We start from the raw sequence: 23537 nt of genomic DNA, 5'->3' as shown, positions 1-23537 counted from the left end.
TTGGCTGTGCACTTCAACTGTTTTTTAAACTACCTTATTGATTTATATTATCAAATTGTGGGGATTCCTCAGGGTCAAATCTTGACTTCACACATTAAGAATCTTCAATTTTATTGACCACTACAAATGTCTGCTCATGGCACACTGCCGCCATCCCTGATAGCCTTGTTTATTAGGATTATCGTTATTTAATATCAAGCTTAATTACCGAACTGATTTATTCGCTAGTCTGAACGTTAACTTTATTGAATTTACTTGAATTTTTTTACATACCTTAGCGTTATAAAGTTAATAATGGCAAGTAAAATTGCTATTTCGTAGCGGCTGTACGCTACGGCTATACCAATTAAGCCCATATTCCAAATACTTGCTGCGGTTGCTGTGCCTGACGTAGTGCGGTTGTTTTTTAAAATAGCACCGCCGCCTATAAAACCTATACCAGTAATAATGCCTTGTAACATTTTAGATTGTGCTTCGCCCGATTCGAGTACCGACATGGCAATAAGTGCGTACCCACATGATGCAACAGCAACGAGTGGAAAGGTTCTAAGTCCGGCACCATCATGGCTACGCTCTCTGTCGTATGCCATAGGCAGTGCTAGTAAGTAGGCAATACCTAAGTGAATTAGGTTATCTAGTATTTCGTTCCACTGTAAGTCAATTTCCATATTTAGCCTATGTTAGTTAAGTTTGTTAATAATAAGCAGGCAAGTAGCAAACAGTAAGCCATTAATTTATATGTTATTAATCAATTGCTTAATGGTTTTATGAGTTTTTAGGTGGTGTTTGTTAAGAAGCTTTTACATATATTTATTACTATTTTACTCAATAGTTAATTGGTTTTATTAACGAGTTTGTAGAAGAGTTGAAGGTTTAATAATAAAGTTTTATTTTAATTCCTTACTATTTTGTACATATTTTTACAGCGTAATTTTACAAAAAGGTTAAAATTAAAGCATTAGCCAGCATTCAGGATGATTAATGCGTATTTTAGTTATTGTTGTTTTTTTACAAAGTTTACTCGGTTGTACCGCTGTAGGTGTATTGCTTGATGGTTCTGCACGCTCAGCTAGTAGCTCAACGAACTCAGGTACTTTTGTAAAAGACGAAAACGGCTTGAGTTTCTCAAAAATGGGATACGCAGTTGATTCCGCCATAGTGGAATTTGTTAAAGATGAAGGTAAGCCTAATCAAACATGTAAGCAAATAACTAAAAGTTTAAAAGAATGTGTATTGATTGAAAAGCAATCTCAAAATGAAAGTATTACTAAGCCGCTATCGGATGAAGAGCTGATAAGTGTTAGGCAATAGGTAATAGGTAATTTCATACTCATTTAATTACTTGCTCAATAGCTACTATATAAAGGAATACTCATGCGATCTATTTTTACGATAATTTTATTACTTTTTCTTAGCGGATGTACTGTTGCTGGGGCGCTTATTGATGGGCGAGCTGAGTCTAGCGCGCGAGATGAACAAATTATAAATAACCAATCAGGTTCAGAGCCTAGTAAAAATCCGTTAACCCTTACACCAAGTGATAGTAATGGATTTAGTTTTGCAGATGTTGGATTGAAAATAGATTCGGCGTTAGTTAATTTAGTTAAAGGTAAAAGTACGACCACTCAAGTATGTAGGCAAATAACAAAGAGTTTAAAAGAGTGTGTAGAAGTTGAAAATTCTACACTACACACTAATGAATCTAAGCAGACAAAAACTGATGATGAAATAATAAGTGTTGGTCAATAAAGCTACTTATAAAAAAATAGCTGTGATCGTAGCCAGCTTGCATTTCAAGTGTAAGTGGGTAGTTTTTTTGATTAGCAACAGCTATTAAATTTTGAGGCTTAAGCTGCTCTTCTAAAAAGTTGTCGGCATCGCCTTGGCTTACTAACATAGGTAAATAGTTAGTTGGCTCTGCGTTTTTCATTAACTCACAACTATCGTATTGTGTCCAAAGCGCTTTATCGTTTCCTAAATAGCCAGTAAATGCTTTTACACCCCAAGGGCATTCAATAGGATTTACAATAGGGCTAAATGCCGAGGCACTTACAAACGTAGTCGGGTTTTTAAGAGCAACCATTAATGCTCCATGTCCGCCCATAGAGTGACCACTAATTGCTTTTGTACTTGTTACCGGAAAATGTTGCTCTATTAATGTAGGTAATTCGTTTACAACATAATCGTACATATTAAAGTGTGTGTTGTAAGGAGCTTGCGTAGCATTTACGTAAAAGCCTGCACCTTGTGCAAAGTCGTAGGTGTCTTCATTTGGTACGTTTTCGCCGCGTGGACTGGTGTCTGGCGCTACAATAGCAATACCTAGCTCGGCTGCTTTTTTAAATGCGCCGGCTTTTTGCATAAAGTTTTCGTCGGTACAGGTTAAACCCGATAGCCAATAGAGTACTGGTACTTTATTTGCTTCGCTTGCGCCAGGTGGTAAAAATACGGCAAAACGCATAGTGCAGTGTGTACTTTGAGCGCTGTGAGTATATTGTTTATGCCAACCACCAGCTACTTTTACGCTTGAGATATTTTCTAACATACTTAATCCTTAAAAGCCGTATACTTAAAAGTATTACGGCTTATTAATAAGCTATTTTACGAATGCAGTTTATTAGTAATGAATGACTGTACGAATACTTTTACCTTCGTGCATTAAATCAAACGCTTCGTTAATATCTTCAAGACCCATTGTGTGTGTTATAAAGTCGCTAAGGGCAAATTCGCCAGCCATATAACGTTCAACAATTTCAGGAAGTTGTGAGCGACCTTTAACGCCACCAAATGCGCTACCACGCCATACACGACCAGTAACTAGTTGAAACGGGCGGGTTGATATTTCTTGGCCTGCACCTGCTACACCAATAATGACAGATTCTCCCCAACCTTTATGGCAACACTCAAGCGCTGAGCGCATTACGTCAACATTGCCAATACACTCGAACGAGTAGTCAACGCCGCCGTCAGTCATTTCAACAATAACGTCTTGAATTGGCTTATCGAAATCTTTTGGATTAATTAAATCGGTAGCGCCTAGTTTTGTTGCAAGGTCGAATTTAGAGGTATTAATGTCTACACCAATAATACGGCTTGCTCCAGCCATTTTTGCACCAATAATGGCTGATAAACCAATACCGCCTAAACCAAATATAGCCACGGTGTCGCCAGCTTTTACTTTAGCTGTATTTGTTACTGCGCCCATACCGGTAGTAACGCCACAGCCTAATAAACAGATTTCCTCTAAAGAGGCTTCTTTGTTTACTTTAGCAAGTGAGATTTCTGGCAATACTGTGTACTCAGAAAACGTAGATGTGCCCATGTAATGATAAATTGGCTGACCGTCTTTAAAAAAGCGTGTTGTGCCGTCTGGCATTAAGCCTTTACCTTGTGTTTCGCGTACTGCTGAACACAAATTTGTTTTACCTGAAGTACACATTTTACACACGCCACATTCAGCAGTGTATAAAGGAATAACGTGATCCCCTACTTCAACACTCGTTACGCCCTCGCCAATAGCGTAAACAACACCAGCGCCTTCGTGACCTAAAATTGCAGGGAATATGCCCTCAGGATCTTGACCCGATAAAGTAAATGCATCGGTATGACAAACACCAGTAGCGGTAATTTTTACCATTACTTCGCCTTTTTTAGGCATCATTACATCAACTTCTTCAACACTAAGTGGTTGATTAGGACCCCACGCAATAGCCGCTTTTGATTTAATAAATTCAGACATGTATTTTCCTTTAACGGGTTATTCAAAAAGTAATTGTAGACCCAATGTGCTTGGGTGATGGGCTTATTGTATTTGTTTCTCAAATAATGATAATCTCGATTTTATTAAAACACTTTTACAGTATGGTAATAATGGCGCGTTGGGATGGAATAGATGAATTTATAGCCGTAGGGGAAGAGGGCAGCTTTACTGCGGCCGCTAAAACACTTGGGCTTTCGGTGGCACATATTAGCCGACACGTAACAGCGCTTGAGCAACGATTAAATACGCAACTATTAACTCGTACAACCCGTAAAGTGGTGTTAACCAAAGAAGGCGAAGTGTACTTACATCAAATAAAACATGTACAGCACGCTATGGATGAAGCAACTCAAGGACTGGCTCAACAACAAAGCTCCCCTAAAGGGAAAATAAAACTTACCGCACCGGTTATGTACGGAGAGAGCTTTATTATGCCCATTGTGCATAATTTTATGAACGATCACCCTGACGTAGAAGTAATTGCTACATTGAGCAATGAGCAAGAAAACCTGTTAGAAGGGGGATTTGATTTAGCAATAAGACTAGGGCATTTAAAGGATTCAAGTTTAAAAGCGCGGCGTTTAAGTGCACGGCGTTTTATTATGTGTGCGTCGCCTGAGTACTTAACTCGATTTGGCGAACCTCACACCTTAGGTGAACTAAACAGTCATCAATGTTTGATTGGCAACAGTAGTTACTGGCGAGTAAATGAAAATACGAAAGACAAACATATTAAAATAGCAGGGCGATTACAGTGTAATAGCGGCTGGGCGCTGGTGGATGGTGCTAAAAAAGGTTTAGGTATTATTCAGCTACCTGATTACTACATTGAAAACGAGATTAAAACTGGCCAATTAGTGCCTATTTTAACTGCCTACCAGCCTCAACAAGAAGGTGTTTGGGGGGTTTATCCACCAAGGCAGTTTGTAGCAACTAATGTACGCGTTTTACTCGATTATTTAGTGAAAGGGCTGAAATCAGAGCAATAATATTAATTGCTAATTCAGCTTGTTTGAAATATAGCCAAGTATCAGATTTTTAAATTATTTCTTACATTTTACGCCATACCCAAAGGCACTTTTTTCGTGCTACTATTGCCCAATACTTTTACGATAAGTGTTAAAAATAATATGTTTCAACCGGTTAGCTTATTTATAGGGCTTAGATATAGCCGTTCCTCAAAAGGAAATGCGTTTATATCATTTATTTCGTTTTTTTCTATTGCCGGTATCGCTATTGGTTTAATGGCATTATTTACCGTAAGCAGCGTAATGAATGGTTTTGAAAATAGCTTAAAAACCAATATGCTTGGGCTTATTCCCCATGTTGAAGTTCAAGCTGATAAACACACTGCCACACAAATGAGCACGTTAAAAACCGACCTTGAGCAATCTCCTTATGTTGACCATGTCAGTTTATACCGCCACGGTGAAGCTATTTTGCAAACCAATAAAGATTTGCACGGGGTTTTACTGCAAGGCCTTTATGATGACAATGGGTCTTTATATAAAATTACCGATAAAATCGTACAAGGTAATTGGCAAACCGTTCTTAATAAAAACTACAGCATTGCTATAAGCCGTTACTTAAGCCGTAAATTAGGTGTAAGCGTTGGCGATAAATTACGTGTAATTATGCCTAATGCCTCAACCTATACTCCTCTTGGTCGCGTGCCAAGCCAACGCTTATTTAAAGTAGCAGCTATATACGAAACGGGTTCTGAAATAGACATGGGGCTTGCTTTTACAAGCGGAGCTTCGCTGCAAAGAGTGCTAAAGCTAGATAAGAATACCGCCCCTAATTTAAGTATATCGCTGCATGAACCCTTTGCACTCGACGAGTTTATTGAAGCTAGCCAACGCATATTAAAAAGCTATAACTACAGCGATTGGCGTAGTAGCCAAGGTACTTTGTTTGCAGCTGTTGCAATGGAAAAACGCATTATGACCATGCTATTAGGTTTAATTGTGCTGGTGGCTGTGTTTAATATTGTATCTGCATTAACCATGATGGTAAGCGAAAAACAAGGTGAAGTAGCAATATTACAAACGTTAGGTTTAACGCCATCACAAGTGCAAAAAGTGTTTATGGTGCAAGGACTTTATAACGGTGTAATTGGCACTGCAATTGGGGCTTTTTTAGGTGTTATGTTTAGTTTATATATTAATGAGCTACTTGCTTTTGTTGGCTTAAACTTACTTGCGGGGATAGAACTTCCTGTAAAATTTGATATTTTAAGCCTTGTTATTATAGCACTGGGCAGTATAGCAATGAGCTTTTTAGCGACCTTATATCCTGCGCGAAAAGCCGCAAAAGTAAAACCAGCAGAGGTATTACGTTATGAATGATTTAGTTATTAGCTGTAAAAATCTAAGTAAAATTTATCAAGATGGCAGCAATCAAGTAGAAGTATTAAAAGGCGTCGATTTAGCTTTACAGCAAGGCGAAATGCTTGCCATTGTTGGTAGCTCAGGTTCGGGTAAAAGCACGCTTTTACACATACTGGGTACATTAGATACCGCAAGTTCTGGTAGCGCTAAAATTAAAAACCAAGACGTAGCAAAGCTCTCGCGTACAGAGCAAGCTGCTTTTAGAAACAAAAATTTAGGCTTTATATATCAATTCCATCACCTATTAATGGAATTTAGTGCAGTTGAAAACGTAGCAATGCCACTATTAATTAAAGGTTTAAGTGCCAAAGACGCAAATGCACAAGCGCTCGATATGCTTGAAAAAGTAGGGCTTGCTCATCGTAGTTCGCACAAACCTTCAGCGCTTTCGGGTGGTGAACGTCAACGTGTTGCTATTGCTCGCGCACTTGTTACTAAACCCGCATTAGTACTTGCTGATGAACCAACGGGAAATTTAGATAAACAAAATGCGATTAAAATTTACGATTTAATTAACGAGCTTAACCAAAGCTTAAATACCAGTTTTGTAGTGGTGACGCACGATTTAGAACTTGCCGATAAGCTAGGTAAAATAGCTTATTTAGACGATGGTAAACTAGCTATTAAAGAGTCGCAGCATGTTGCTTAGTGCATTTTTAAGTAAACGCTTTAGAGCCTATTCAGGTCATAAAGATGAAAAAAATGGCTTTGTTAGTTTTATCGCTAAAGCCTCTACTATTGGTATTTTATTAGGCGTAGCTGTTTTAATTGTGGCGCTGTCGGTTATTAATGGCTTTGAGCAACAACTAGTACACAGATTATTAAGCGTTGTGCCGCAAGTTGAATATGTAGCACCAAACAGACCTATTGCAAATTGGTCTCAAAAAATCGAGAACTTACAAGCGCAACCTCATGTTACAGGCGCGGCTCCATTTATTGCCGTTAATGGTATGGCGCAATATAAAAGCCAGTTAAAAGCGATTGAAATTAGAGGGGTTGAGCCATCGTTAGAAAGCAATGTATCGGCTGTAAACCAGTTTACAAGTGGTAAACTAGTGAGCCAGCTAGGTATCGATGATGTGATTTTAGGTAAGCAAATAGTTAAACAGTTAGATGCAAAAGTCGGCGATAACGTCACTTTACTGATCCCGCAAATAGGTCAAAAAGGTCAGTCGCTATTGGCACCCAAGCGAGTAACACTTACTCTTGCTGGTGTTATAGAAATGGGAGGACCGATAGACAGTAGTGCTGCGTTTATTCATTTAAGTAAGGCTCAACAAACACTCGGCTATGATGAAACCCAAGTTACAGGATTACGATTAAGTGTTGATGATGTTTTCTCGGCCCACCAAATAGCCCTAGACATAGGGCAAACTATTAATGACTATGTTTATATTTCTAGTTGGTTTAGGACGCAAGGCAGTCTATATCAAGATATTCAAATGGTGCGCACCATTGTTTATATTGTTGTATTTTTAATAATTGCTGTAGCGAGTTTTAATATTGTGTCCTCCTTGGTGATGGAAGTACGTGAAAAACAAGGTACTATCGCAATTTTAAAAACCATGGGTGCAAAAGACAGTACCATTTTAGCCACTTTTGTAATGCAGGGTTTAACTCAAGCATTTGTAGGTGTTGCATTAGGTACACTTATTGGTGTTGTTTTGGCCCTTAATATAAGTGAGTTATTCACTTGGCTTAGCTTACTGTTTGGTGCGAATCCGCTGGAAGGTGTGTACTTTATAGAGTTTTTACCTAGTAAATTAGCACTTGAAGATATTGGCATTACGGTTATTGTTACTTTTGTATTAGCAATATTTGCCACTATTTATCCCGCTTTGCAAGCTACTCGTGTAGATCCCGCTAAAGTGCTTGGTAATTAAGCCCAAGCACTTAAATAAAAATTAATAGGGTGGTATTAGTAAATCTGTTAAACTAGGTGCTTATTTAAAATTAAGCAATAACTGCTTGGTTGCTATACCTCACTTTGGGATTTACTTTGACTAATAACGATATTTTACGCCGCATTCGCTATACTTTTAATTTAACTGATACCGCTACGGTTAATGTTTTTGCAGCCGCAGAACTTACAGTTACAACTGAGCAAGTAATTGCATGGTTGACTAAAGAAGGTGAAGAAGCTTTTACCCCAATCAGTGATACCGAGTTTGCTAGTTTTTTAAATGGGTTTATTAATACTAAACGTGGCAAGCGCGAAGGCGAGCAACCTGAGCCAGAGAAAAAGCTAAACAACAACATCATATTTATGAAGCTACGTATCGCTTTAAATATGAAGGCAGAAGATGTTATTGCCACACTTGCACTTGTTGATTTTGATTTAAGTAAGCATGAGTTAAGCGCATTTTCTCGTAAAGTTGATAACAAGCATTACCGTGTTTGTAACGATCAAATATTACGTCTATTTTTAACTGGCGTACAAAAGCAAGTTCGCCCAGAAGAATCTGCGGAATAACCAGCTTTTTAGTTAATAGGCTTTGTATGCGCGCAATGCACAGTACAAAGCCTTAATTACTATCTGTTCTAAATTTTAACAAGCACCTTTACACTTACAGAACTCCTTAGTCCCTCTTATTTTAAAACAGTCACTTTTGTCTTCAATGAATTTAAATTCACTTTAATTAAATAAAAAATAAATATTGTTAATTCTTCTGATCAAAAATAATTCAAGTAATAGACGTTAAATATCGTGTTGTACCATGCTAAAGTAACAGTTAATTAAATTAACTTAAGACTTTACAGCATGAATCATAAACTTGATCACGTTTACTTCAATATCTGATAAATACTTTTATTATTAACACGGAAGAATAATTATGAATTATATCCATAGCACTATCGCGCAATTAAAAAATAGTAGCCCTGCACAATGCGAGTTTTATCAAGCTGTTGAAGAAGTACTTGAATCACTCGAACCTATCTTAGAAAACTCAGAAAAATACCAAAAAAATGCCATTATTCAGCGTTTAGTTGAGCCTGAACGTCAAATTATGTTTAGGATTCCTTGGGTTGATGACGAAGGAAATATTCAAGTAAATAAAGGCTACAGAATTGAGTTTAACTCTGCGCTTGGTCCTTATAAAGGTGGCTTACGTTTTCACCCGAGTGTAAACGCCAGCATAATTAAGTTTTTAGGTTTTGAGCAAATTTTTAAAAACGCTTTAACCGGTCTTCCTATAGGCGGTGGTAAGGGCGGTGCTAACTTTGACCCTAAAGGGCGCTCTGATGCTGAGATAATGCGTTTTTGCCAATCATTTATGACTGAGCTTTATCGTCACATTGGTCCAACAACCGATGTGCCCGCCGGAGATATCGGTGTAGGAGCAAGAGAGATTGGCTACATGTTTGGTCAATATAAGCGCCTAACGGGTCGTTACGAAGGCGTGTTAACCGGTAAGAGCTTATTATGGGGTGGATCGCTAGTACGCAAAGAAGCAACAGGGTATGGCGCCGTTTATTTTGCCGACTACATGCTAAAAGCACGCGGCGATAGCCTACAAGGTAAGCGCTGTTTAGTGTCGGGTGCGGGTAATGTTGCTATTTATGCTATGGAAAAATTATATCAAATGGGGGCAACACCCATAAGTTGTAGCGACTCTCGCGGTACTGTTTATCATGAGTCGGGTATAGATTTGAGCCTTATAAAGAGTTTAAAAGAGCAATCACGCGATTGTTTAAGTGTATACAAACAAAATCATGCAGATGCGATTTATATTAACCAAAGTGATTACCCTAAAGACGGGCATGCTGTTTGGCGTTTTAATGCTGACGCTGCCTTTCCATGCGCAACACAAAATGAATTAACACAGGCAGATGCAAACGCATTATTAACGGGTGGTTGTGTATTGGTAAGCGAAGGGGCAAATATGCCCTCAACAAAAGAGGCTATTGATTGCTTTATTGCTGCAAAAGTTGCGTATGGACCAGGAAAAGCCGCTAATGCTGGCGGTGTTGCAACGAGCCAATTAGAAATGGCGCAAAATGCGAGTATGCAAAGTTGGACTTTTGAAGAGGTTGATGAAAAGCTAAAACAAATTATGAAAAATATATTTGTTACAGCTAACGACACCGCAATAGAATTTGGTGAGCCAGGAAATCTTTTATTAGGCGCTAATATTGCAGGTTTTAGGCGCGTTGCTGATGCAATGATTGAGCAGGGTGTTGTTTAATTATCAGCCTAACCATTAGTTAACTATCATTTTAAAAGTAAGTTTAAATAGCAAACTTAACTTATTTATTTTGTAATGATCCGAATGAAATTTTAAAACTAGCCATTAAATTGAGAATATTGTGGCTAGTTTTAAATATTAACGCCATTAGTGCACTATAAGGCTATAAAGCGAGGCTATAACAGCGTAGGATCAAGTTACTTTCGAATGAAAAATAGGTTTGCACTTAGGTGCATTAACACAAAAATTTATGCAACTAACTGCAAAACCATCACTTCCTAATGCGTTACTTATTTCTATCAGCACACCACAGTTTAAAGGTGACGAGGCGATAGAGTCGCTTGCTGAACTTGCCCGTTTGGTTACTACTTTAGGATTTAAGGTAGTAGGCACACAATCACAAAAGCAAAGTTCTACCCAAAAAGTTAATGTATTGGGCTCGGGTAAACTTACCGAAATAGCACACCTCACAGGTAATAAAGGCTCTGCTGCAGATGGGCAAGAAGATGATTTACTCGATGAAGATTATTTACCTGAAATATCTTCAGAAATTCCATCAGATAAACTTGATTTTGCGTGTGCCGATGTAGTTGTATTTGATTGTGATTTAACACCGTCTCAACTTCGAAATGTAGAAAATCAGTTAGGCGTAGAAGTATTTGACCGCACCGGTATTATTATTGAAATATTTAGCCGCCATGCGCGTACTAAAACGGCAAAATTACAAGTTGAAATAGCTCGCCTTAATTATGTAGCGCCACGGCTTCGTGAAACATCAACCGGTGATAAAGAACGCCAAATGGGTAAAGGTGCAGGTGAAACTACACTGGAGCTAAATCGCCGTAAGGTTCGCGACCAATTAGCAGAGCTAAAGCGTGAGCTTGTAAGTGTTCAAGATGTAATGATGGACAGGCGAACTCAGCGCTCAGAGCTTTTCTCAGTGGCTTTAATTGGTTACACCAATGCTGGTAAGTCATCAATGATGCGTGCAATTACAGGCAGCGACGTAGAGGGTGAAAACAAGTTATTTGCAACGCTAGATACCACTGTTCGAGCATTGTATCCAATTACGCAGCCTCGTATTTTGGTGTCAGACACCGTTGGTTTTATCAAAAAATTACCACATGATTTGGTTGCTTCATTCCACTCAACATTAGCTGAAGCGCATGATGCGTCTTTACTTTTGTATGTTGTTGATGCATCAGATTCATCTTTTCGCTCACAGCTTGATGTAGTGCATAAAGTACTAGCAGAAGTTGGGGTTGAGGGTAGTAAAAAACTATTGGTATTAAATAAGTCTGATCAATTAAGTATTGAGCAACAGCAAGCGCTAATGGATGAATTTCCTGATGCGATGATGACATCTACTCGTAATCCAGATGATATTAGTAAACTACATAAATATATTGTTGGTATAGCGCAAGACGATATGGTTGAAGATGAAATTATTATTCCTTACACAGCAAAAGGTATAGTAGGTGAAATTAGATCGAGTATGAGTGTTATTAAAGAAGAGTATGAATATAGCCACATAAAGCTAACTGTGCGCTCTAATATCATTGATTTAGAAAGATTAAAAAAACGCATGCTTGATTTATAATAATATTAAGGCGAGTTGAACTTTCAAGATTAAACCTCGAAAGATAAACAGTGCCTAAGCTATATCCGTAATAAAATTAGTGCAGTGATTAATGTTGTGCTAATTTTATTTTGAATGAGATGTTTAATGCACAAGCGTAAATGGCGTGGTATTAAAGAGCGCGACAGAGCATTGCATTCGTAGTCTAGGAATTCCCGCTTCCATAAATACATTCCCTTGCTGTACAAACCCATTTTTTTTGAAGCGTTCTACTTCGTTTAAAATACAATTAATACTTACTTTTTCTATGCCTTGGCTTGCTGCTAATTCAACAATAAAGTTGAGTAACGATTTATAAACACACCGATTACGATGCTCAGGTAGGACAGCTATTCGACCAATTAATCCATCTACACATAACCTACCAGTAGCAATAGGTGTTTGAGTTTCGTCGGTAACAAGTACATGCAGCGCAAATTCATCGAGGCTATCAAACTCAATGTGTTTAGGAATGTGTAACTCGTATACAAAAACCTTTTCTCGGATTTGTTGTAATACGTCTTTTTGTGTATCCCAATCTACTTTTTTAACTTGATAGCCCATGGCAAACTCCTATTGTAGCAATCAGCCTTGATCAATATTAAACCAAATTCCCTCATTTACCAGTGTAGTAAAAGTTTGTAGAAAAACGAGACTTGGCTTTATTAAACTTAATTCTGAACTTTCAAACTCGCCATGATCGGTAAGTAATTTAACGGCATTTAAATCGCTAAGCAATAAGCTATAGTTTTCACCGTTTACACTTAATAGTAATTCATCTTCGAATAATTGATAAATAGCACGCGTGCCACCTAAACGTTCAAATACGATAGTGCTATTGTTTAATGCATTGGTTATTTGCTCAGTGGAAAATGGGTCTTCAGTTGGTGCTAAATCCATTTCGTGCTTAGGCTGGCTTAATGTAGTGCCTAACCATTGTTTAAATAACGTGTCGTTTTCAAGCAACCTTTGCATTAAGGCTTTAACTTTATTTACTTCAGTGCTATTGAGTTCACCTTTTGACTTTCTAAGCATTAGGTTGTGATCGGTATAGCGCTCTTGTCCGGTTTCGGTATCAATAATATGATCGGCAAAACTTGAAAGTAAATCTTGTTGATTTGGGGCTCTAAAACCAACAGAGTAGTTTAGTGCATTTTCTAATGCGTAACCTTCATGCGGGCATCCCGGTGGAATATATAAAATATCGCCTGGTTCTAATATGCAATCTATTACGGCTTCAAATGCTTCTACTTGCAGTAACTTTTTGTTTTGAGCAAACTGTTTAAGTGTCGGATCGGGCAGACCTACGCGCCAGTGGCGTTTGCCTTCACCTTGAATAATAAACACATCATACTGATCTAAATGTGGACCCACACCACCGCTTGGAGTTGAATAGCTGATCATTAAGTCATCTATTCGCCAGTTGGGAATAAATCTAAATGGTTCTAATAATTGCGCTGCTTCAGGATGCCAATGATCAACAGCTTGCACTAATAAGGTGGCATTTTCGTCTGTTAACTTCTCAAAGTCTTCAAATGGACCTTGGTACGTATCCCATTCGTTATTGTGATTAGTTACAATTCGCGACTCAATACTTTCTTCCATTGCCAGACCGGCAAGTTCGTTAGCATCAAGAGGGTCCTGAAAATCACTAAAACCTTGTTTTATTAAAAGCGGTTTTTTTTGCCAAAAATGACTTAAAAATTCTTGCTCAGATAAATTATTTATTTTTAATTGATACATACTAAAGCTCATAAATTAGTGCAATTAATTTTAAAACAAAAAAAGCGAAAGGAGACCTTTCGCTTTTTCATTTATTTAATTCAGTTTTTAAACTAAATCATCAATAAACTCAACAGCGCGACCAATGTAGTTAGCAGGTGTTAGTTTTTTCATTTCTACTTTAGCATCTTCAGGAAGGTCTAAACCATCGATGAAATCAGCCATTATTTCTTTATTTACACGTTTGCCACGTGTTAAATCTTTAAGTTTTTCGTATGGCTTTTCGATGCCATATTTACGCATAACCGTTTGAATTGGCTCGGCTAGTAATTCCCAGTTTTGATCAAGCTCGTCAGCTAGGCGTTGCTCGTTTACTTCAAGCTTGCTTACACCTTTAAGAGTTGATTGATATGCAATAAGAGCATAACCCATACCAACACCTAGGTTACGTAATACCGTTGAATCAGTAAGGTCACGCTGCCAGCGAGAAACTGGTAATTTTTGTGCAAGATGAGCAAAAATAGCGTTTGCTAATCCTAAGTTACCTTCTGAGTTTTCAAAATCAATTGGGTTAACTTTATGTGGCATTGTAGATGAGCCAATTTCGCCAGCAATAGTTTTTTGCTTAAAGTGATTAAGGGCGATGTAACCCCACATGTCACGGTCAAAATCTAACAATATAGTGTTAAAACGTGCAATTGCGTCAAACAACTCTGCAATATAGTCATGCGGTTCAATTTGTGTAGTAAATGGGTTTAGTGTTAAACCTAAGCTTGATACAAATTTATCTGCATGTGTATGCCAGTCGTAATCTGGGTATGCGCTAAGGTGAGCGTTGTAGTTACCAACAGCACCGTTAACTTTACCTAGCATTTCTACTTGTGCAATTTGGTCACGTTGACGTTTTAAACGCATGTATACGTTAGCAAACTCTTTACCCATAGTAGATGGTGTAGCAGGTTGCCCGTGTGTACGAGTCATCATTGGAATTGTTTTGTATTCAATTGCTTTAGCTTTAATTGCGCTTAAAAGTTCATCGCAATAAGGAAGTAAAACGTTTTTACGCGCTTCGCTTAGCATTAAACCATGAGATAGATTATTAATATCTTCTGAGGTACAAGCAAAGTGAATAAATTCGTTAATTGCGTGAAGCTCACTGTTATCGGCTACTTTTTCTTTTAGTAGGTATTCAACCGCTTTAACATCGTGATTTGTAGTGCGTTCAATATCTTTAACGCGTTGTGCATCAGCTTCACTGAAGTTATCTACAATGGCGTTAAGTAGTGCATTTGCTTGCTCGCTAAATGCTGGCACTTCTTTGATATTGTTTGCTGCAGCTAACGCTTGCAACCAACGCACTTCAACGGTTACGCGGTATTTGATTAAGCCAAATTCGCTGAAAATACTGCGTAGTTCAGTGGTTTTGCTGCCGTAGCGACCATCCACTGGAGAGATAGCCGTTAACGCTGAAAGCTCCATAATAACTCCTAAATTTTAGTTTGAACGATAGTTAAATTTTTGATTTAGCAATGGCGAGTATTTTTCTTTTTGCAAAGAAAAAATGACGGCGTTTACCGCCCATTTGACGCCATAAAACTGCACTTCTAATGCCGGCTAGTAATAACGCACGGATTTTATTTTGAGTGAGCTGCTGTTTTAATAACTCGGGTTTACCATAAACCTGTATTCGGTGCCCAAGGGGGCTCAGCACCGACGAGTATATATCTGCTAAACCGGCAACAACGGTGTCATCGGTAATAGCAAAGTGATCTAAACGACGATGAATATCATCAATTCGTTTACCTAATTCGTTTAAGCTTTTATCGTTTGCACTTAGCGCACGCTCAAGCTGCATTAAACCACCTACGTATTTTACTATTTCAACATCTTTTTGAGCGCCAGCAGTTAACTGAGCCATTAATGTTTTATAGCCATCACGTAGGTTGTCAGTACCTTGGTAAACATCTTCTGGCGATGCCGGTGATGTTTGAATAATGCTTGAAAATAATACTTCTAAGTCGTGCTCATTATTACTGCCATACTGCGCAATTTTTTGAACTTGCTTGGCTACTTGGCACATAGCGGCAAGCGCCATGACTTGGTGTTCGTTCATTACTTGATCACCGAGTCAATAATACCACCACCTAAACACACATCTTCTGCATAAAATACGGCAGATTGACCAGGCGTAACTGCTTTTTGTGGCTCGTCGAATAATACGCGTGCCATGCCGTCTTCGCCTACTAATAGGGTACAGCTTAAGTCTTCTTGGCGGTAACGAGTTTTTACTGTGCAGCGAGTGGTGCCCTTAGGACCAATGCGGTCTACCCAATGAAGTTGGTTTGCATTAAGACCATTACTGTATAGGCGAGGGTGATCTTTACCCTGACCAACCACAAGTACATTGCGTTCAAGGTCTTTATCTACTACGTACCATGGTTCACCCGAACCTTCTTTCATACCGCCAATTAGCAAGCCTTTGCGCTGTCCAAGTGTGTGGTACATCAAGCCTTCGTGTTCACCTACGTTGTTGCCATCAGTGTCTTCGATTACACCAGGTTGAGCTGGTAAAAACTTTTGTAAAAAGTCTTTAAATTTACGCTCACCAATAAAACAGATACCGGTGCTGTCTTTTTTATCGTGAGTGATTAAGTCTTGTTCTTCTGCTATGCGGCGTACTTCTGGTTTTTCGATATCGCCTACAGGGAATAAAGTTTGACCAAGGTGCTCGTGGCTTAAGGTATATAAAAAGTAGCTTTGGTCTTTATTGTTATCAAGTCCGCGACACATTACGTATTTGTCACCGCGAAGTTCACGTTGAACGTAATGTCCCGTAGCAATAAAGTCTGCCCCAAGAGCTTGTGCAGCAAACTCTAAAAAGGCTTTAAATTTAATTTCTTTGTTGCACATTATATCTGGGTTTGGAGTACGACCCGCTTTGTACTCTGCTAAAAAATACTCAAACACGTTGTCCCAATACTCTGCTGCAAAGTTAACAGTGTGAAGCTCAATGCCTAACTTATCACACACTGCTTGTGCATCTTTTAAATCATCAGCGGCGGCACAATACTCATCATTGTCGTCTTCTTCCCAGTTCTTCATAAACAGGCCTTCTACTTGGTAGCCCTGTTGTTGTAATAAATATGCAGATACAGAAGAATCAACACCGCCGGACATGCCAACAATGACTTTAATGTGACTATTTTCGCTCATGAATAATTTCGCTTATACAGATTGCTGTTAACTTGGAAAGGACGCGATTATAGCATGTATTTTGTTTGTGCTTAAAGAGTGTAGGGCGGCAAAGGACATAATTTGTCACTATTTTATTTATATAACAAATAGCAAACTCGACTTAAGGCGTTTTTTAAGTCATGTACTTAGTACAATGCTACTTTTTTAAATTAACAATGAGATACTTATAAGATCAATGGAATGATTTTAAAGTTATAAAAAATAGTGTTTTCTATTAAAGCGACTAAAGTAAATATAGGTTTAATGGGAAGTACGGCAATGAAAAATTTGTTAAATACCAATTACGTTAGGGTTGTTCTAAATATAATCAATGGAATGAATGTATGCACTATGCTTATCAAGTAAATAAGATAAAATCTTTAATTGAACACTATACCTGTAAATCTGAAATTTACCCCAATGATCTATTAACGAGTACTACGAGCGAGTTTAAAATAGCTGCATATCATCTTTTTTATGAGTTTATAAAGCTAAAAAGTTTTCGTATTCATCAAGACCCTAATCATATACATGAATTATTTTCTTTAATTAAACAATCATCTTTAAAAAATCAGGTTGAAAAAAAGGTATTCAATCATATCGAAGCTTGGTGGCTTGAATGGTCTTTTGTTTTAGAGATGGAGGAAATGATAAACCATGATAAAAATAGTCCACCAATGGCTTGTTTATCAAAAAATACAATTTACTCAATGCGAAAGCATGAGTTAAGCCATTACGAAAAGCTATTTACAGTGTTACCCATGCCTGTTTGTAATGTATGTGCAAAAACGGGGAATATTTTAAAAGTAAATCAGCGGTTTATAGATATATTTGGATATACAATTAAAGATATTCCAAATATAAGTGTTTGGTGGGATAAAGCATACCCAGATCCGCAATACAGGAAGGTTGTGAAAGAGCTTTGGAGTAGCTCATTAGATGATGCTCAAAAAAATAACAATGATATTCCCGCTAACAATTATCGTGTTTCTTGTAATGATGGTTCTCAAGTGGTGATGGAAATATCGGGCATTGATATTGGTGAAGAAATTCTAGCCGTTTTTAACGATGCCACAGAGCGTTTACGAGCTGAAGATTTACTAAGAGATATGGCTTTTCTAGATGCACTAACAAAAATAGCTAATAGACGCAGATTTGACGAAAAGTTAGCAGATGAATTTAAAAAAGCGAGTGATTCTAAAGGTACCTTATCTATTATCATTATTGATATAGATCATTTTAAACAATTTAATGATTTTTTTGGTCATGTAGCAGGAGATACCTGCTTACATGATGTAGCACAGAAGATTGCCTCTACAGTAAGTCGACCAGAAGATTTTGTAGCTCGATATGGTGGCGAGGAATTTGTTGTTTTATTGCCGCAAACAGATACTCAGGGGGCGCTATTCATAGCGGATCAAATACAAAAAGCGATTGAAGATTTAGCTATTGTGCATAAAGGTAGTTTTACTGGTTTACTCTCTTTAAGTATGGGGGTAAATACTATAGATAAAACCAGAAACTATGACATGCTAGATTTTGTAAAAGGGGCAGATAGCGCACTCTATTACGCTAAAAATCAAGGTCGTAATTGCATAGCATTAAATCCTAGCTAATAAATAACTTAATTATAAATAGCATCAAGGTTTAAAGGCTCTTTTTGCAAGCTGTCTGTTATGCATTTTAAAACTAAATTACTTCTCAGTGGTAATGTTTTAATTTCCTCTAAGGTATGCCAATTAGCCGATATAATATCGGAGTCAATAGGTTTGGGCATTTGTGTTTTTTCGTCGGCTTCAAATATAAAACAAAATCGTAAATAATGTACGCCATTTGCAGCGTGTAAATTATAGATACCCAATAAGCCTGTAGGTATTAGCGTTAAACCAGTTTCTTCAAGTAGCTCTCTGCTTGCAGCTTGTGAAAGGGTTTCGTTTTGTTCTAAGTGACCAGCAGGTTGGTTATAACAAATTTTATTTGTGAATTTATCACGTTCTTTTACAAGTAAGAACGTGTTTTGTTTTTTTACAATTGCGGCAACGGTCACATGCGGTTTATGCATCAACCACGCCTTTAATTACTTTGTACTCACCAGAATTAATATCATCAAGCGTGTAGTTACCAATACTGTAGCGGATTAGGCGAAGCGTAGGGTGACCAATATGCGCGGTCATACGACGGACTTGTCTGTTTTTACCTTCGTTAATGGTAATGCTTAACCAAGTTGTTGGGATTGCTTTTCGCTCGCGTACAGGCGGATTACGAACCCAAATTGTAGGCTCATCAATTATTTTAACATTGGCGGGGAGTGTAAGGCCGTCTTTAAGTTTTACTCCATTACATAAATCATTAATTGATTCACTCGTTGGTTCACCTTCAACTTGTGCCCAGTAGGTTTTATTCGTTTTTTTATCAGGCGCCGTTAGGGTGTTTTGTAATTTTCCACAGTTTGTTAAAAGCAATAAGCCTTCACTATCTCTATCTAACCTACCTGCTGCGTAAACTTCTTTTATGGGAATAAACGCCGCTAGTGTTTGCCTGTCGGCATCATCTGTAAATTGGCATAGCACATCAAATGGCTTATTGAATAACACAATTTTTCTGTCTTTAGATGCTATTTGCGGCTTTATTTCTCTTTTACCTGAAGGCGTTTTATTAAGTGCACTGCGTGAGTAAGTGCGCCCAGTGCTTCTTTTAGGTTTGGATTCAGTTACTTGATTATTGCCTGATTTAGCTCTCATTATATGCACCTAGCTGGTTTTGGTAATCCGGCAATTTTTGTTGCTTGCTTTGCAGGACCTTTAGGGAATAATTTGTATAAATAAAGGCTATTCCCTTTATCTTCACCTAGAGCTTTAGCCATTGCTTTTACAAGCATTCTGATTGCTGGACTGGTGTTATATTCAATATAAAAATCACGAACAAAGTTAATTACTTCCCAATGTTGAACGCTAAGCGTAATGTTTTCTTGGGTAGCGATAACAGGTGCTAGCTCTTTTGACCATAAAGTATGGTCAAGCAAATAGCCTTGTTTGTCTGTCTCAATTTGTTGGTTGTTAAATTCAAGCATGAGTTACCAGGTAATAGATTGATTAGTTGATAATGTCAGTGCTACAAAGTCTTCATAGCTAATGGCTTTATCGTTATCTGTTAATTTTATTGCGCGTACTTGCGCGTCTTGTTCAAGTATTAACAGTGTATCTGCAAATTGTCTAAATTGTTTTTTTGCAAAGCAGGCATCACCAACAAGTAATACGTTATCGGTTGATAAAATTAAATTTTCTAGCTGGTTTGCCGAGTAATAATTAAGCGGCTTAGAAAAAATATGTAACGTACTCATAGGGTCACCACATGTTGCTGCGCTTTAATTAATGTTTGTTGTTGACTAAAGTTCAGTGCCTTTGCCTCTATGAGTAAATCATGCTTATTTAAACCATAATCAAGCAATGATTTTTCACACACGTAAATATTTTCAACATCATAGATTTCGAGTGTTTTAATGTTTTTAAAAAAATCTTTTAAGCCAATATTGTTTGGTTGTTGATGCTTTTTTAAAGCCAAAACAGCAGGACCGCTAAATAGCCAACTTACATTTTGATCAACGGCTGCAAATATTAATGTCATATCAAGTGCATCACGAATATTTAAATCGTCAAATGGGCTGGATTGGCTCATTACTAATACATTGATCATTTAAATTGCACCCATTTGTCTGCATCACAAGTAAGCATTGCAAATTCAGCCAACCCTGCGACGGTAAATACACCTGTGTTGTTAATATCCAATCCGCGCTTTTGCGCTGCGGTAACACATAGCATTAAATTTAGTTTTTTATCGGCGAGTTGCTGCCAATGTGCTGAAATTTGAAGTTCATCTGAAGATAAATCAAAGTGAGTAGATGCATGATAAATACCTTGCTGGTATAAAAAAATAGCATCAATAGTGTGCCCTTGGGCTAAACATGCATTTGCAAACTTAACTATACGTTGCGTGGTATCGTGATCGGATGGTGGTGTATGTAATGAAAGAACAAAACGCGACAAAACAATTCCAATAAAAAAAGCCCCAATTAAGGGGCTATTTTAACAGAACTATTTAATTAGTCATTACTTACGCCAAGTAGAGCAAGTAAAGAAGTAAATAAGTTATATACGCTTAGGTATAAAGATACTGTTGCGCGAATGTAGTTAGTTTCGCCGCCGTTAATGATTCGGCTCGTATCAAATAATATCAAGCCAGACATAATCAATACAACTGCAGCATTAAGCACCATAAACATAAGTGAACTGCCAACAAAAATATTAACAATGCTTGCTACAATCACAACGATTAAACCAACAGTTAAAAAGCCACCCATAAATGAGAAGTCTTTTTTAGTGTTTAGTGCATAAGCAGATAAACCAAAAAAGATAAGCGCGGTAGAACCTAATGCTTGCATAATAAGCATAGGACCATTTGGCATTGCAGCATAGTGGTTAAGCAAAGGACCTAAGCCTGCACCCATTAAACCAGTGAAGGCGAATACCCAAAATACGCCTGATGCAGTTTCTGCCTTTTTATTTACAACAAATAATAAGCCAAATGAAGCAAGTGTAAACACTATACCCATGAAGTAAGGTAATTGTAGTGCCATTGAAATACCGGCTGTAACAGCACTAAATGCAAGTGTCATAGCAAGTAAAAAGTAGGTGTTTTTAAGTACCTTGTTTGTTTCAATGGTAGACATTACCGGTTTAGAGGTATTGTACGATTGATTGAACGCCATTGTAGAGCTCCTTAAGTGAAACGTGTGTTTCGATAATTTAACTAAAATTAGATTACCAACTCTTATATGTTTGGGCAAACCTTTGTAGATCAATAGAGTCAAATATTTAAATAAAAGTTCATTTGCGATGATATTTTATATATTTAGCTTTAAGTTTGAACAATTTAGTTGTTTTTTAAGCACTTGAAAAATTAATTTAAAAAAAAGCTTCACAAAAGGGATAGGTTTCCCTAATATGCAGGTCGTGCGGAGAGATGGCAGAGTGGTCGAATGCACCGGTCTTGAAAACCGGCATGGGTTTATAGCCCATCTAGGGTTCAAATCCCTATCTCTCCACCACTTATTTAATAGGTGTGTGGTAATTAAAGTATCATTCATTTAAATAGTTATTAGTACACTCTTACTTTTAACTTAGAGCAGTATCGGAGAGATGGCAGAGTGGTCGAATGCACCGGTCTTGAAAACCGGCATGGGTTTATAGCCCATCTAGGGTTCAAATCCCTATCTCTCCACCATATAACAAAATAGCCCGCTAATTTAGCGGGCTTTTTTGTGTTTGGAACAAAATCAGTGCACTTATACCAATCCGCAATAATACTTAATCATTTTGCGGGGCTAAACGTGTCGCTCCCTGCGTTAAAAAACTCTCATTTAGAACAACTAAATAGCGAATTTTTTGCCTAGCTATCAACACGTTTTTCCGCCCTCAAAATAGACCACTTAATTAAGCGAATTGGTATTACATGTTTTATCTCTCATTAGTAAAATCTTAAAAGCAGATAGAATTGCTCACACAACACCTTCTGCTGTTAAATAACGTTGATGTTCTCTTCCTTTTTTTGTTTTTAATAAAACTACCATCACAAAAAATTTTAAATGAGTTGGAATGCACATATTAATGTGTGCTATTTTTAAATATTGGTGGATTAAAGGTATGCAAAATAGGATGTTGTGGCTCAAAGATGATCTAGATTCGAGAAAGTTAGTTGTATATCGTGCCGTCATGTTTTCGTTTATAGCGCTTTTTGTACTTTTTGTATTTCAACCTTTTGGCACTTCAAGCGATACCGAGTCTTACAAGTTTCTGCGGCTTTTTGGCTATGGGTTAGTAACCTTTTGTGCTTTGCTATTGTCAGGTTTTATAGAAATAGTGTTACTTAAGTTTAAGCTAAGTAAATTAAGCCGTTTAATTATTATTCCTATCACATATATTTTAATTACTGCGTTATTCAATCATGGGTATTTTGTGGTTGCTGTACTTGGGTCTTGGCATTGGCAGAATCAATTACTTTTTGTAGGGTATATTTTTTGTATTGGTGTATTTCCTCTTATTTTTTTACTTGTGGTAAATAAGCATGTAATAGATTTAACTAAGCCAAGTACAGTTAGCGTCGATCAAGAGCAGTTGAGAGAAGTTGAATTAAAGACAATTACTCTTAAAGGCGATAATAAAAACGACGAAATTAACACGGCTCATCACCATATTTTATTTATTAAATCTTCAGACAACTATTGTGAAATAACAATACTGGAAGGAGCTTCAACTTCACGTAAACTATTACGTGTATCTCTTAGCGGTTTATTAAAGCAGCTTCCAGAAAATACAATTATATTACGATGCCACCGTTCTTATGCGGTTAACCTGCAAAACATTCAGCACTACAGTGGTAATGCTGGAGGGTTGCAATTATCGCTGCATACAATTGATATTAAAATACCGGTGTCTCGTTCTTATGTAAAAGTAATAAAGGATGCTTTGTCATTAATCCCAAAAACATGTTAATCCCCCCTAAAACATGGGCTTTATACCTCGTCTTGTAATTGAGACCTAATATGTCGCTTTGTATTTTTACTATAGCCA

Annotated in this window: 26 protein-coding genes and 2 tRNA genes; 13 read left to right on the top strand and 15 right to left on the bottom strand. The window is 37.5% G+C overall.

What is annotated here, in order from left to right:
• Positions 1 to 251: 251 nt before the first annotated feature.
• Positions 252 to 668, bottom strand: a complete 417-nt coding sequence (locus GQR56_RS03480) for an MgtC/SapB family protein (RefSeq protein WP_024612720.1) — start codon at positions 666 to 668, stop codon at positions 252 to 254.
• Positions 669 to 981: 313 nt separating this feature from the next.
• Between GQR56_RS03480 and GQR56_RS03475 the strand changes: the two genes are divergently transcribed.
• Together GQR56_RS03475 and GQR56_RS03470 are read left to right on the top strand one after the other, a co-directional pair.
• Positions 982 to 1311: a hypothetical protein gene (locus GQR56_RS03475; protein WP_166109161.1), complete on the top strand. Its 330-nt coding sequence runs from the start codon at positions 982 to 984 to the stop codon at positions 1309 to 1311.
• A 63-nt stretch (positions 1312 to 1374) separates the two neighbouring features.
• Positions 1375 to 1749 carry a hypothetical protein gene (locus GQR56_RS03470; RefSeq protein ID WP_166109160.1) on the top strand — a complete coding sequence of 125 codons (375 nt, stop codon included), beginning with the start codon at positions 1375 to 1377 and terminating at the stop codon, positions 1747 to 1749.
• Here the strand turns inward: GQR56_RS03470 and fghA are convergent.
• Both fghA and GQR56_RS03460 read right to left on the bottom strand, forming a co-directional pair.
• Positions 1703 to 2545, bottom strand: a complete 843-nt coding sequence (gene fghA / locus GQR56_RS03465; RefSeq protein ID WP_166109159.1) for an S-formylglutathione hydrolase — start codon at positions 2543 to 2545, stop codon at positions 1703 to 1705. The genes GQR56_RS03470 and fghA overlap by 47 nt on opposite strands.
• Before the next feature lie 72 nt (positions 2546 to 2617).
• Positions 2618 to 3739 (bottom strand): S-(hydroxymethyl)glutathione dehydrogenase/class III alcohol dehydrogenase, encoded by a 1122-nt coding sequence (locus GQR56_RS03460; RefSeq protein ID WP_166109158.1) that lies wholly within the window; start codon positions 3737 to 3739, stop codon positions 2618 to 2620.
• Between the two features lie 131 nt (positions 3740 to 3870).
• Here GQR56_RS03460 and GQR56_RS03455 point away from each other — a divergent pair, with 131 nt between their 5' ends.
• From GQR56_RS03455 to hflX, 7 genes are all read left to right on the top strand, one after another.
• Positions 3871 to 4749, top strand: coding sequence for a LysR family transcriptional regulator (locus tag GQR56_RS03455; protein WP_206018076.1), 879 nt, complete (start codon positions 3871 to 3873; stop codon positions 4747 to 4749).
• A gap of 141 nt (positions 4750 to 4890) precedes the next feature.
• Positions 4891 to 6108, top strand: a complete 1218-nt coding sequence (locus GQR56_RS03450) for a lipoprotein-releasing ABC transporter permease subunit (protein ID WP_166109157.1) — start codon at positions 4891 to 4893, stop codon at positions 6106 to 6108.
• Complete coding sequence (lolD, locus tag GQR56_RS03445; protein WP_024611461.1) at positions 6101 to 6799, top strand: lipoprotein-releasing ABC transporter ATP-binding protein LolD; 699 nt, start codon at positions 6101 to 6103, stop codon at positions 6797 to 6799. The genes GQR56_RS03450 and lolD overlap by 8 nt, the downstream gene beginning before the upstream one ends.
• Positions 6789 to 8033: a lipoprotein-releasing ABC transporter permease subunit gene (locus GQR56_RS03440; protein ID WP_166109156.1), complete on the top strand. Its 1245-nt coding sequence runs from the start codon at positions 6789 to 6791 to the stop codon at positions 8031 to 8033. Before lolD ends, GQR56_RS03440 begins: the two co-directional genes overlap by 11 nt.
• 116 nt (positions 8034 to 8149) lie before the next feature.
• On the top strand, positions 8150 to 8623 hold the full coding sequence (locus GQR56_RS03435) for a DUF1456 family protein (RefSeq protein WP_024611463.1): 474 nt from the start codon (positions 8150 to 8152) through the stop codon (positions 8621 to 8623).
• Between the two features lie 361 nt (positions 8624 to 8984).
• Positions 8985 to 10337 carry an NADP-specific glutamate dehydrogenase gene (gdhA, locus tag GQR56_RS03430; protein ID WP_166109155.1) on the top strand — a complete coding sequence of 451 codons (1353 nt, stop codon included), beginning with the start codon at positions 8985 to 8987 and terminating at the stop codon, positions 10335 to 10337.
• 250 nt (positions 10338 to 10587) lie between these two features.
• Positions 10588 to 11937 (top strand): GTPase HflX, encoded by a 1350-nt coding sequence (gene hflX, locus GQR56_RS03425; protein WP_166109154.1) that lies wholly within the window; start codon positions 10588 to 10590, stop codon positions 11935 to 11937.
• Positions 11938 to 12060: 123 nt separating this feature from the next.
• On the opposite strand, the gene GQR56_RS03420 is transcribed toward hflX, so the two are convergent.
• The 5 genes from GQR56_RS03420 to mnmA form a co-directional block, all read right to left on the bottom strand.
• Complete coding sequence (locus GQR56_RS03420; protein ID WP_166109153.1) at positions 12061 to 12519, bottom strand: GNAT family N-acetyltransferase; 459 nt, start codon at positions 12517 to 12519, stop codon at positions 12061 to 12063.
• Positions 12520 to 12540: 21 nt separating this feature from the next.
• Positions 12541 to 13698 carry a cupin domain-containing protein gene (locus GQR56_RS03415; protein ID WP_166109152.1) on the bottom strand — a complete coding sequence of 386 codons (1158 nt, stop codon included), beginning with the start codon at positions 13696 to 13698 and terminating at the stop codon, positions 12541 to 12543.
• A gap of 87 nt (positions 13699 to 13785) precedes the next feature.
• Positions 13786 to 15156, bottom strand: coding sequence for an adenylosuccinate lyase (purB, locus tag GQR56_RS03410; protein ID WP_166109151.1), 1371 nt, complete (start codon positions 15154 to 15156; stop codon positions 13786 to 13788).
• Positions 15157 to 15187: 31 nt separating this feature from the next.
• Positions 15188 to 15790 (bottom strand): high frequency lysogenization protein HflD, encoded by a 603-nt coding sequence (gene hflD, locus GQR56_RS03405; RefSeq protein WP_024611469.1) that lies wholly within the window; start codon positions 15788 to 15790, stop codon positions 15188 to 15190.
• A complete protein-coding gene (gene mnmA, locus GQR56_RS03400) occupies positions 15790 to 16890 on the bottom strand; it encodes a tRNA 2-thiouridine(34) synthase MnmA (protein ID WP_166109150.1) in 1101 nt (366 codons plus the stop codon). Before mnmA ends, hflD begins: the two co-directional genes overlap by 1 nt.
• A gap of 365 nt (positions 16891 to 17255) precedes the next feature.
• On the opposite strand from mnmA, the gene GQR56_RS03395 reads away from it, so the two are divergent.
• On the top strand, positions 17256 to 18527 hold the full coding sequence (locus tag GQR56_RS03395; protein WP_166109149.1) for a diguanylate cyclase: 1272 nt from the start codon (positions 17256 to 17258) through the stop codon (positions 18525 to 18527).
• Between the two features lie 8 nt (positions 18528 to 18535).
• Here GQR56_RS03395 and GQR56_RS03390 read toward each other — a convergent pair whose 3' ends face one another.
• From GQR56_RS03390 to GQR56_RS03360, 7 genes are read right to left on the bottom strand one after another with little or no spacing between them, the layout of a single operon-like run.
• The gene (locus GQR56_RS03390; RefSeq protein ID WP_166109148.1) at positions 18536 to 18973 is read right to left on the bottom strand and encodes an NUDIX hydrolase; all 438 of its coding nucleotides are present in this window, start codon (positions 18971 to 18973) and stop codon (positions 18536 to 18538) included.
• The gene (locus GQR56_RS03385; protein ID WP_166109147.1) at positions 18966 to 19652 is read right to left on the bottom strand and encodes a pseudouridine synthase; all 687 of its coding nucleotides are present in this window, start codon (positions 19650 to 19652) and stop codon (positions 18966 to 18968) included. Before GQR56_RS03385 ends, GQR56_RS03390 begins: the two co-directional genes overlap by 8 nt.
• Positions 19652 to 19981, bottom strand: a complete 330-nt coding sequence (locus GQR56_RS03380) for a TusE/DsrC/DsvC family sulfur relay protein (RefSeq protein ID WP_024612074.1) — start codon at positions 19979 to 19981, stop codon at positions 19652 to 19654. Before GQR56_RS03380 ends, GQR56_RS03385 begins: the two co-directional genes overlap by 1 nt.
• A gap of 3 nt (positions 19982 to 19984) precedes the next feature.
• Positions 19985 to 20251, bottom strand: coding sequence for a DsrH/TusB family sulfur metabolism protein (locus GQR56_RS03375; RefSeq protein ID WP_024589175.1), 267 nt, complete (start codon positions 20249 to 20251; stop codon positions 19985 to 19987).
• On the bottom strand, positions 20248 to 20604 hold the full coding sequence (tusC, locus tag GQR56_RS03370) for a sulfurtransferase complex subunit TusC (protein ID WP_024612075.1): 357 nt from the start codon (positions 20602 to 20604) through the stop codon (positions 20248 to 20250). The genes GQR56_RS03375 and tusC overlap by 4 nt, the downstream gene beginning before the upstream one ends.
• Positions 20601 to 20954, bottom strand: coding sequence for a sulfurtransferase complex subunit TusD (gene tusD, locus GQR56_RS03365; protein WP_024612076.1), 354 nt, complete (start codon positions 20952 to 20954; stop codon positions 20601 to 20603). The genes tusC and tusD overlap by 4 nt, the downstream gene beginning before the upstream one ends.
• A 56-nt stretch (positions 20955 to 21010) precedes the next feature.
• The gene (locus GQR56_RS03360; protein WP_166109146.1) at positions 21011 to 21676 is read right to left on the bottom strand and encodes a Bax inhibitor-1/YccA family protein; all 666 of its coding nucleotides are present in this window, start codon (positions 21674 to 21676) and stop codon (positions 21011 to 21013) included.
• Positions 21677 to 21924: 248 nt separating this feature from the next.
• Between GQR56_RS03360 and GQR56_RS03355 the strand changes: the two genes are divergently transcribed.
• The 3 genes from GQR56_RS03355 (at position 21925) to GQR56_RS03345 (ending at position 23459) form a co-directional block, all read left to right on the top strand.
• A tRNA-Ser gene (locus GQR56_RS03355) sits at positions 21925 to 22015 on the top strand.
• Positions 22016 to 22100: 85 nt separating this feature from the next.
• A tRNA-Ser gene (locus GQR56_RS03350) sits at positions 22101 to 22191 on the top strand.
• Positions 22192 to 22562: 371 nt separating this feature from the next.
• Positions 22563 to 23459: a LytTR family DNA-binding domain-containing protein gene (locus GQR56_RS03345; RefSeq protein WP_240920900.1), complete on the top strand. Its 897-nt coding sequence runs from the start codon at positions 22563 to 22565 to the stop codon at positions 23457 to 23459.
• The last annotated feature ends 78 nt before the right edge of the window (positions 23460 to 23537 follow it).

This window comes from Pseudoalteromonas sp. Z9A5, from assembly GCF_011378875.1.
Classification (GTDB): domain Bacteria; phylum Pseudomonadota; class Gammaproteobacteria; order Enterobacterales; family Alteromonadaceae; genus Pseudoalteromonas.
Note: the sequence above shows the minus strand (reverse complement) of the source record. Positions and strands in the feature narration are given on the sequence as shown.

Excerpts from the sequence above, each read along its gene's own strand:
- GQR56_RS03390 (WP_166109148.1), bottom strand. The coding sequence starts at position 18,973 with ATGCATAAACCGCATGTGACCGTTGCCGCAATTGTAAAAAAACAAAAC.
- GQR56_RS03450 (WP_166109157.1), top strand. The coding sequence starts at position 4,891 with ATGTTTCAACCGGTTAGCTTATTTATAGGGCTTAGATATAGCCGTTCC.
- lolD (WP_024611461.1), top strand. The coding sequence starts at position 6,101 with ATGAATGATTTAGTTATTAGCTGTAAAAATCTAAGTAAAATTTATCAA.
- GQR56_RS03360 (WP_166109146.1), bottom strand. The coding sequence starts at position 21,676 with ATGGCGTTCAATCAATCGTACAATACCTCTAAACCGGTAATGTCTACC.
- GQR56_RS03380 (WP_024612074.1), bottom strand. The coding sequence starts at position 19,981 with ATGCTTGAATTTAACAACCAACAAATTGAGACAGACAAACAAGGCTAT.
- mnmA (WP_166109150.1), bottom strand. The coding sequence starts at position 16,890 with ATGAGCGAAAATAGTCACATTAAAGTCATTGTTGGCATGTCCGGCGGT.
- GQR56_RS03480 (WP_024612720.1), bottom strand. The coding sequence starts at position 668 with ATGGAAATTGACTTACAGTGGAACGAAATACTAGATAACCTAATTCAC.
- GQR56_RS03440 (WP_166109156.1), top strand. The coding sequence starts at position 6,789 with ATGTTGCTTAGTGCATTTTTAAGTAAACGCTTTAGAGCCTATTCAGGT.
- GQR56_RS03375 (WP_024589175.1), bottom strand. The coding sequence starts at position 20,251 with ATGAGTACGTTACATATTTTTTCTAAGCCGCTTAATTATTACTCGGCA.
- GQR56_RS03395 (WP_166109149.1), top strand. The coding sequence starts at position 17,256 with ATGCACTATGCTTATCAAGTAAATAAGATAAAATCTTTAATTGAACAC.
- tusC (WP_024612075.1), bottom strand. The coding sequence starts at position 20,604 with ATGATCAATGTATTAGTAATGAGCCAATCCAGCCCATTTGACGATTTA.
- fghA (WP_166109159.1), bottom strand. The coding sequence starts at position 2,545 with ATGTTAGAAAATATCTCAAGCGTAAAAGTAGCTGGTGGTTGGCATAAA.
- GQR56_RS03455 (WP_206018076.1), top strand. The coding sequence starts at position 3,871 with ATGGCGCGTTGGGATGGAATAGATGAATTTATAGCCGTAGGGGAAGAG.
- GQR56_RS03475 (WP_166109161.1), top strand. The coding sequence starts at position 982 with ATGCGTATTTTAGTTATTGTTGTTTTTTTACAAAGTTTACTCGGTTGT.
- hflX (WP_166109154.1), top strand. The coding sequence starts at position 10,588 with ATGCAACTAACTGCAAAACCATCACTTCCTAATGCGTTACTTATTTCT.
- GQR56_RS03385 (WP_166109147.1), bottom strand. The coding sequence starts at position 19,652 with ATGAGAGCTAAATCAGGCAATAATCAAGTAACTGAATCCAAACCTAAA.
- GQR56_RS03460 (WP_166109158.1), bottom strand. The coding sequence starts at position 3,739 with ATGTCTGAATTTATTAAATCAAAAGCGGCTATTGCGTGGGGTCCTAAT.
- gdhA (WP_166109155.1), top strand. The coding sequence starts at position 8,985 with ATGAATTATATCCATAGCACTATCGCGCAATTAAAAAATAGTAGCCCT.
- GQR56_RS03470 (WP_166109160.1), top strand. The coding sequence starts at position 1,375 with ATGCGATCTATTTTTACGATAATTTTATTACTTTTTCTTAGCGGATGT.
- GQR56_RS03420 (WP_166109153.1), bottom strand. The coding sequence starts at position 12,519 with ATGGGCTATCAAGTTAAAAAAGTAGATTGGGATACACAAAAAGACGTA.
- GQR56_RS03345 (WP_240920900.1), top strand. The coding sequence starts at position 22,563 with ATGCACATATTAATGTGTGCTATTTTTAAATATTGGTGGATTAAAGGT.
- hflD (WP_024611469.1), bottom strand. The coding sequence starts at position 15,790 with ATGAACGAACACCAAGTCATGGCGCTTGCCGCTATGTGCCAAGTAGCC.
- GQR56_RS03415 (WP_166109152.1), bottom strand. The coding sequence starts at position 13,698 with ATGTATCAATTAAAAATAAATAATTTATCTGAGCAAGAATTTTTAAGT.
- purB (WP_166109151.1), bottom strand. The coding sequence starts at position 15,156 with ATGGAGCTTTCAGCGTTAACGGCTATCTCTCCAGTGGATGGTCGCTAC.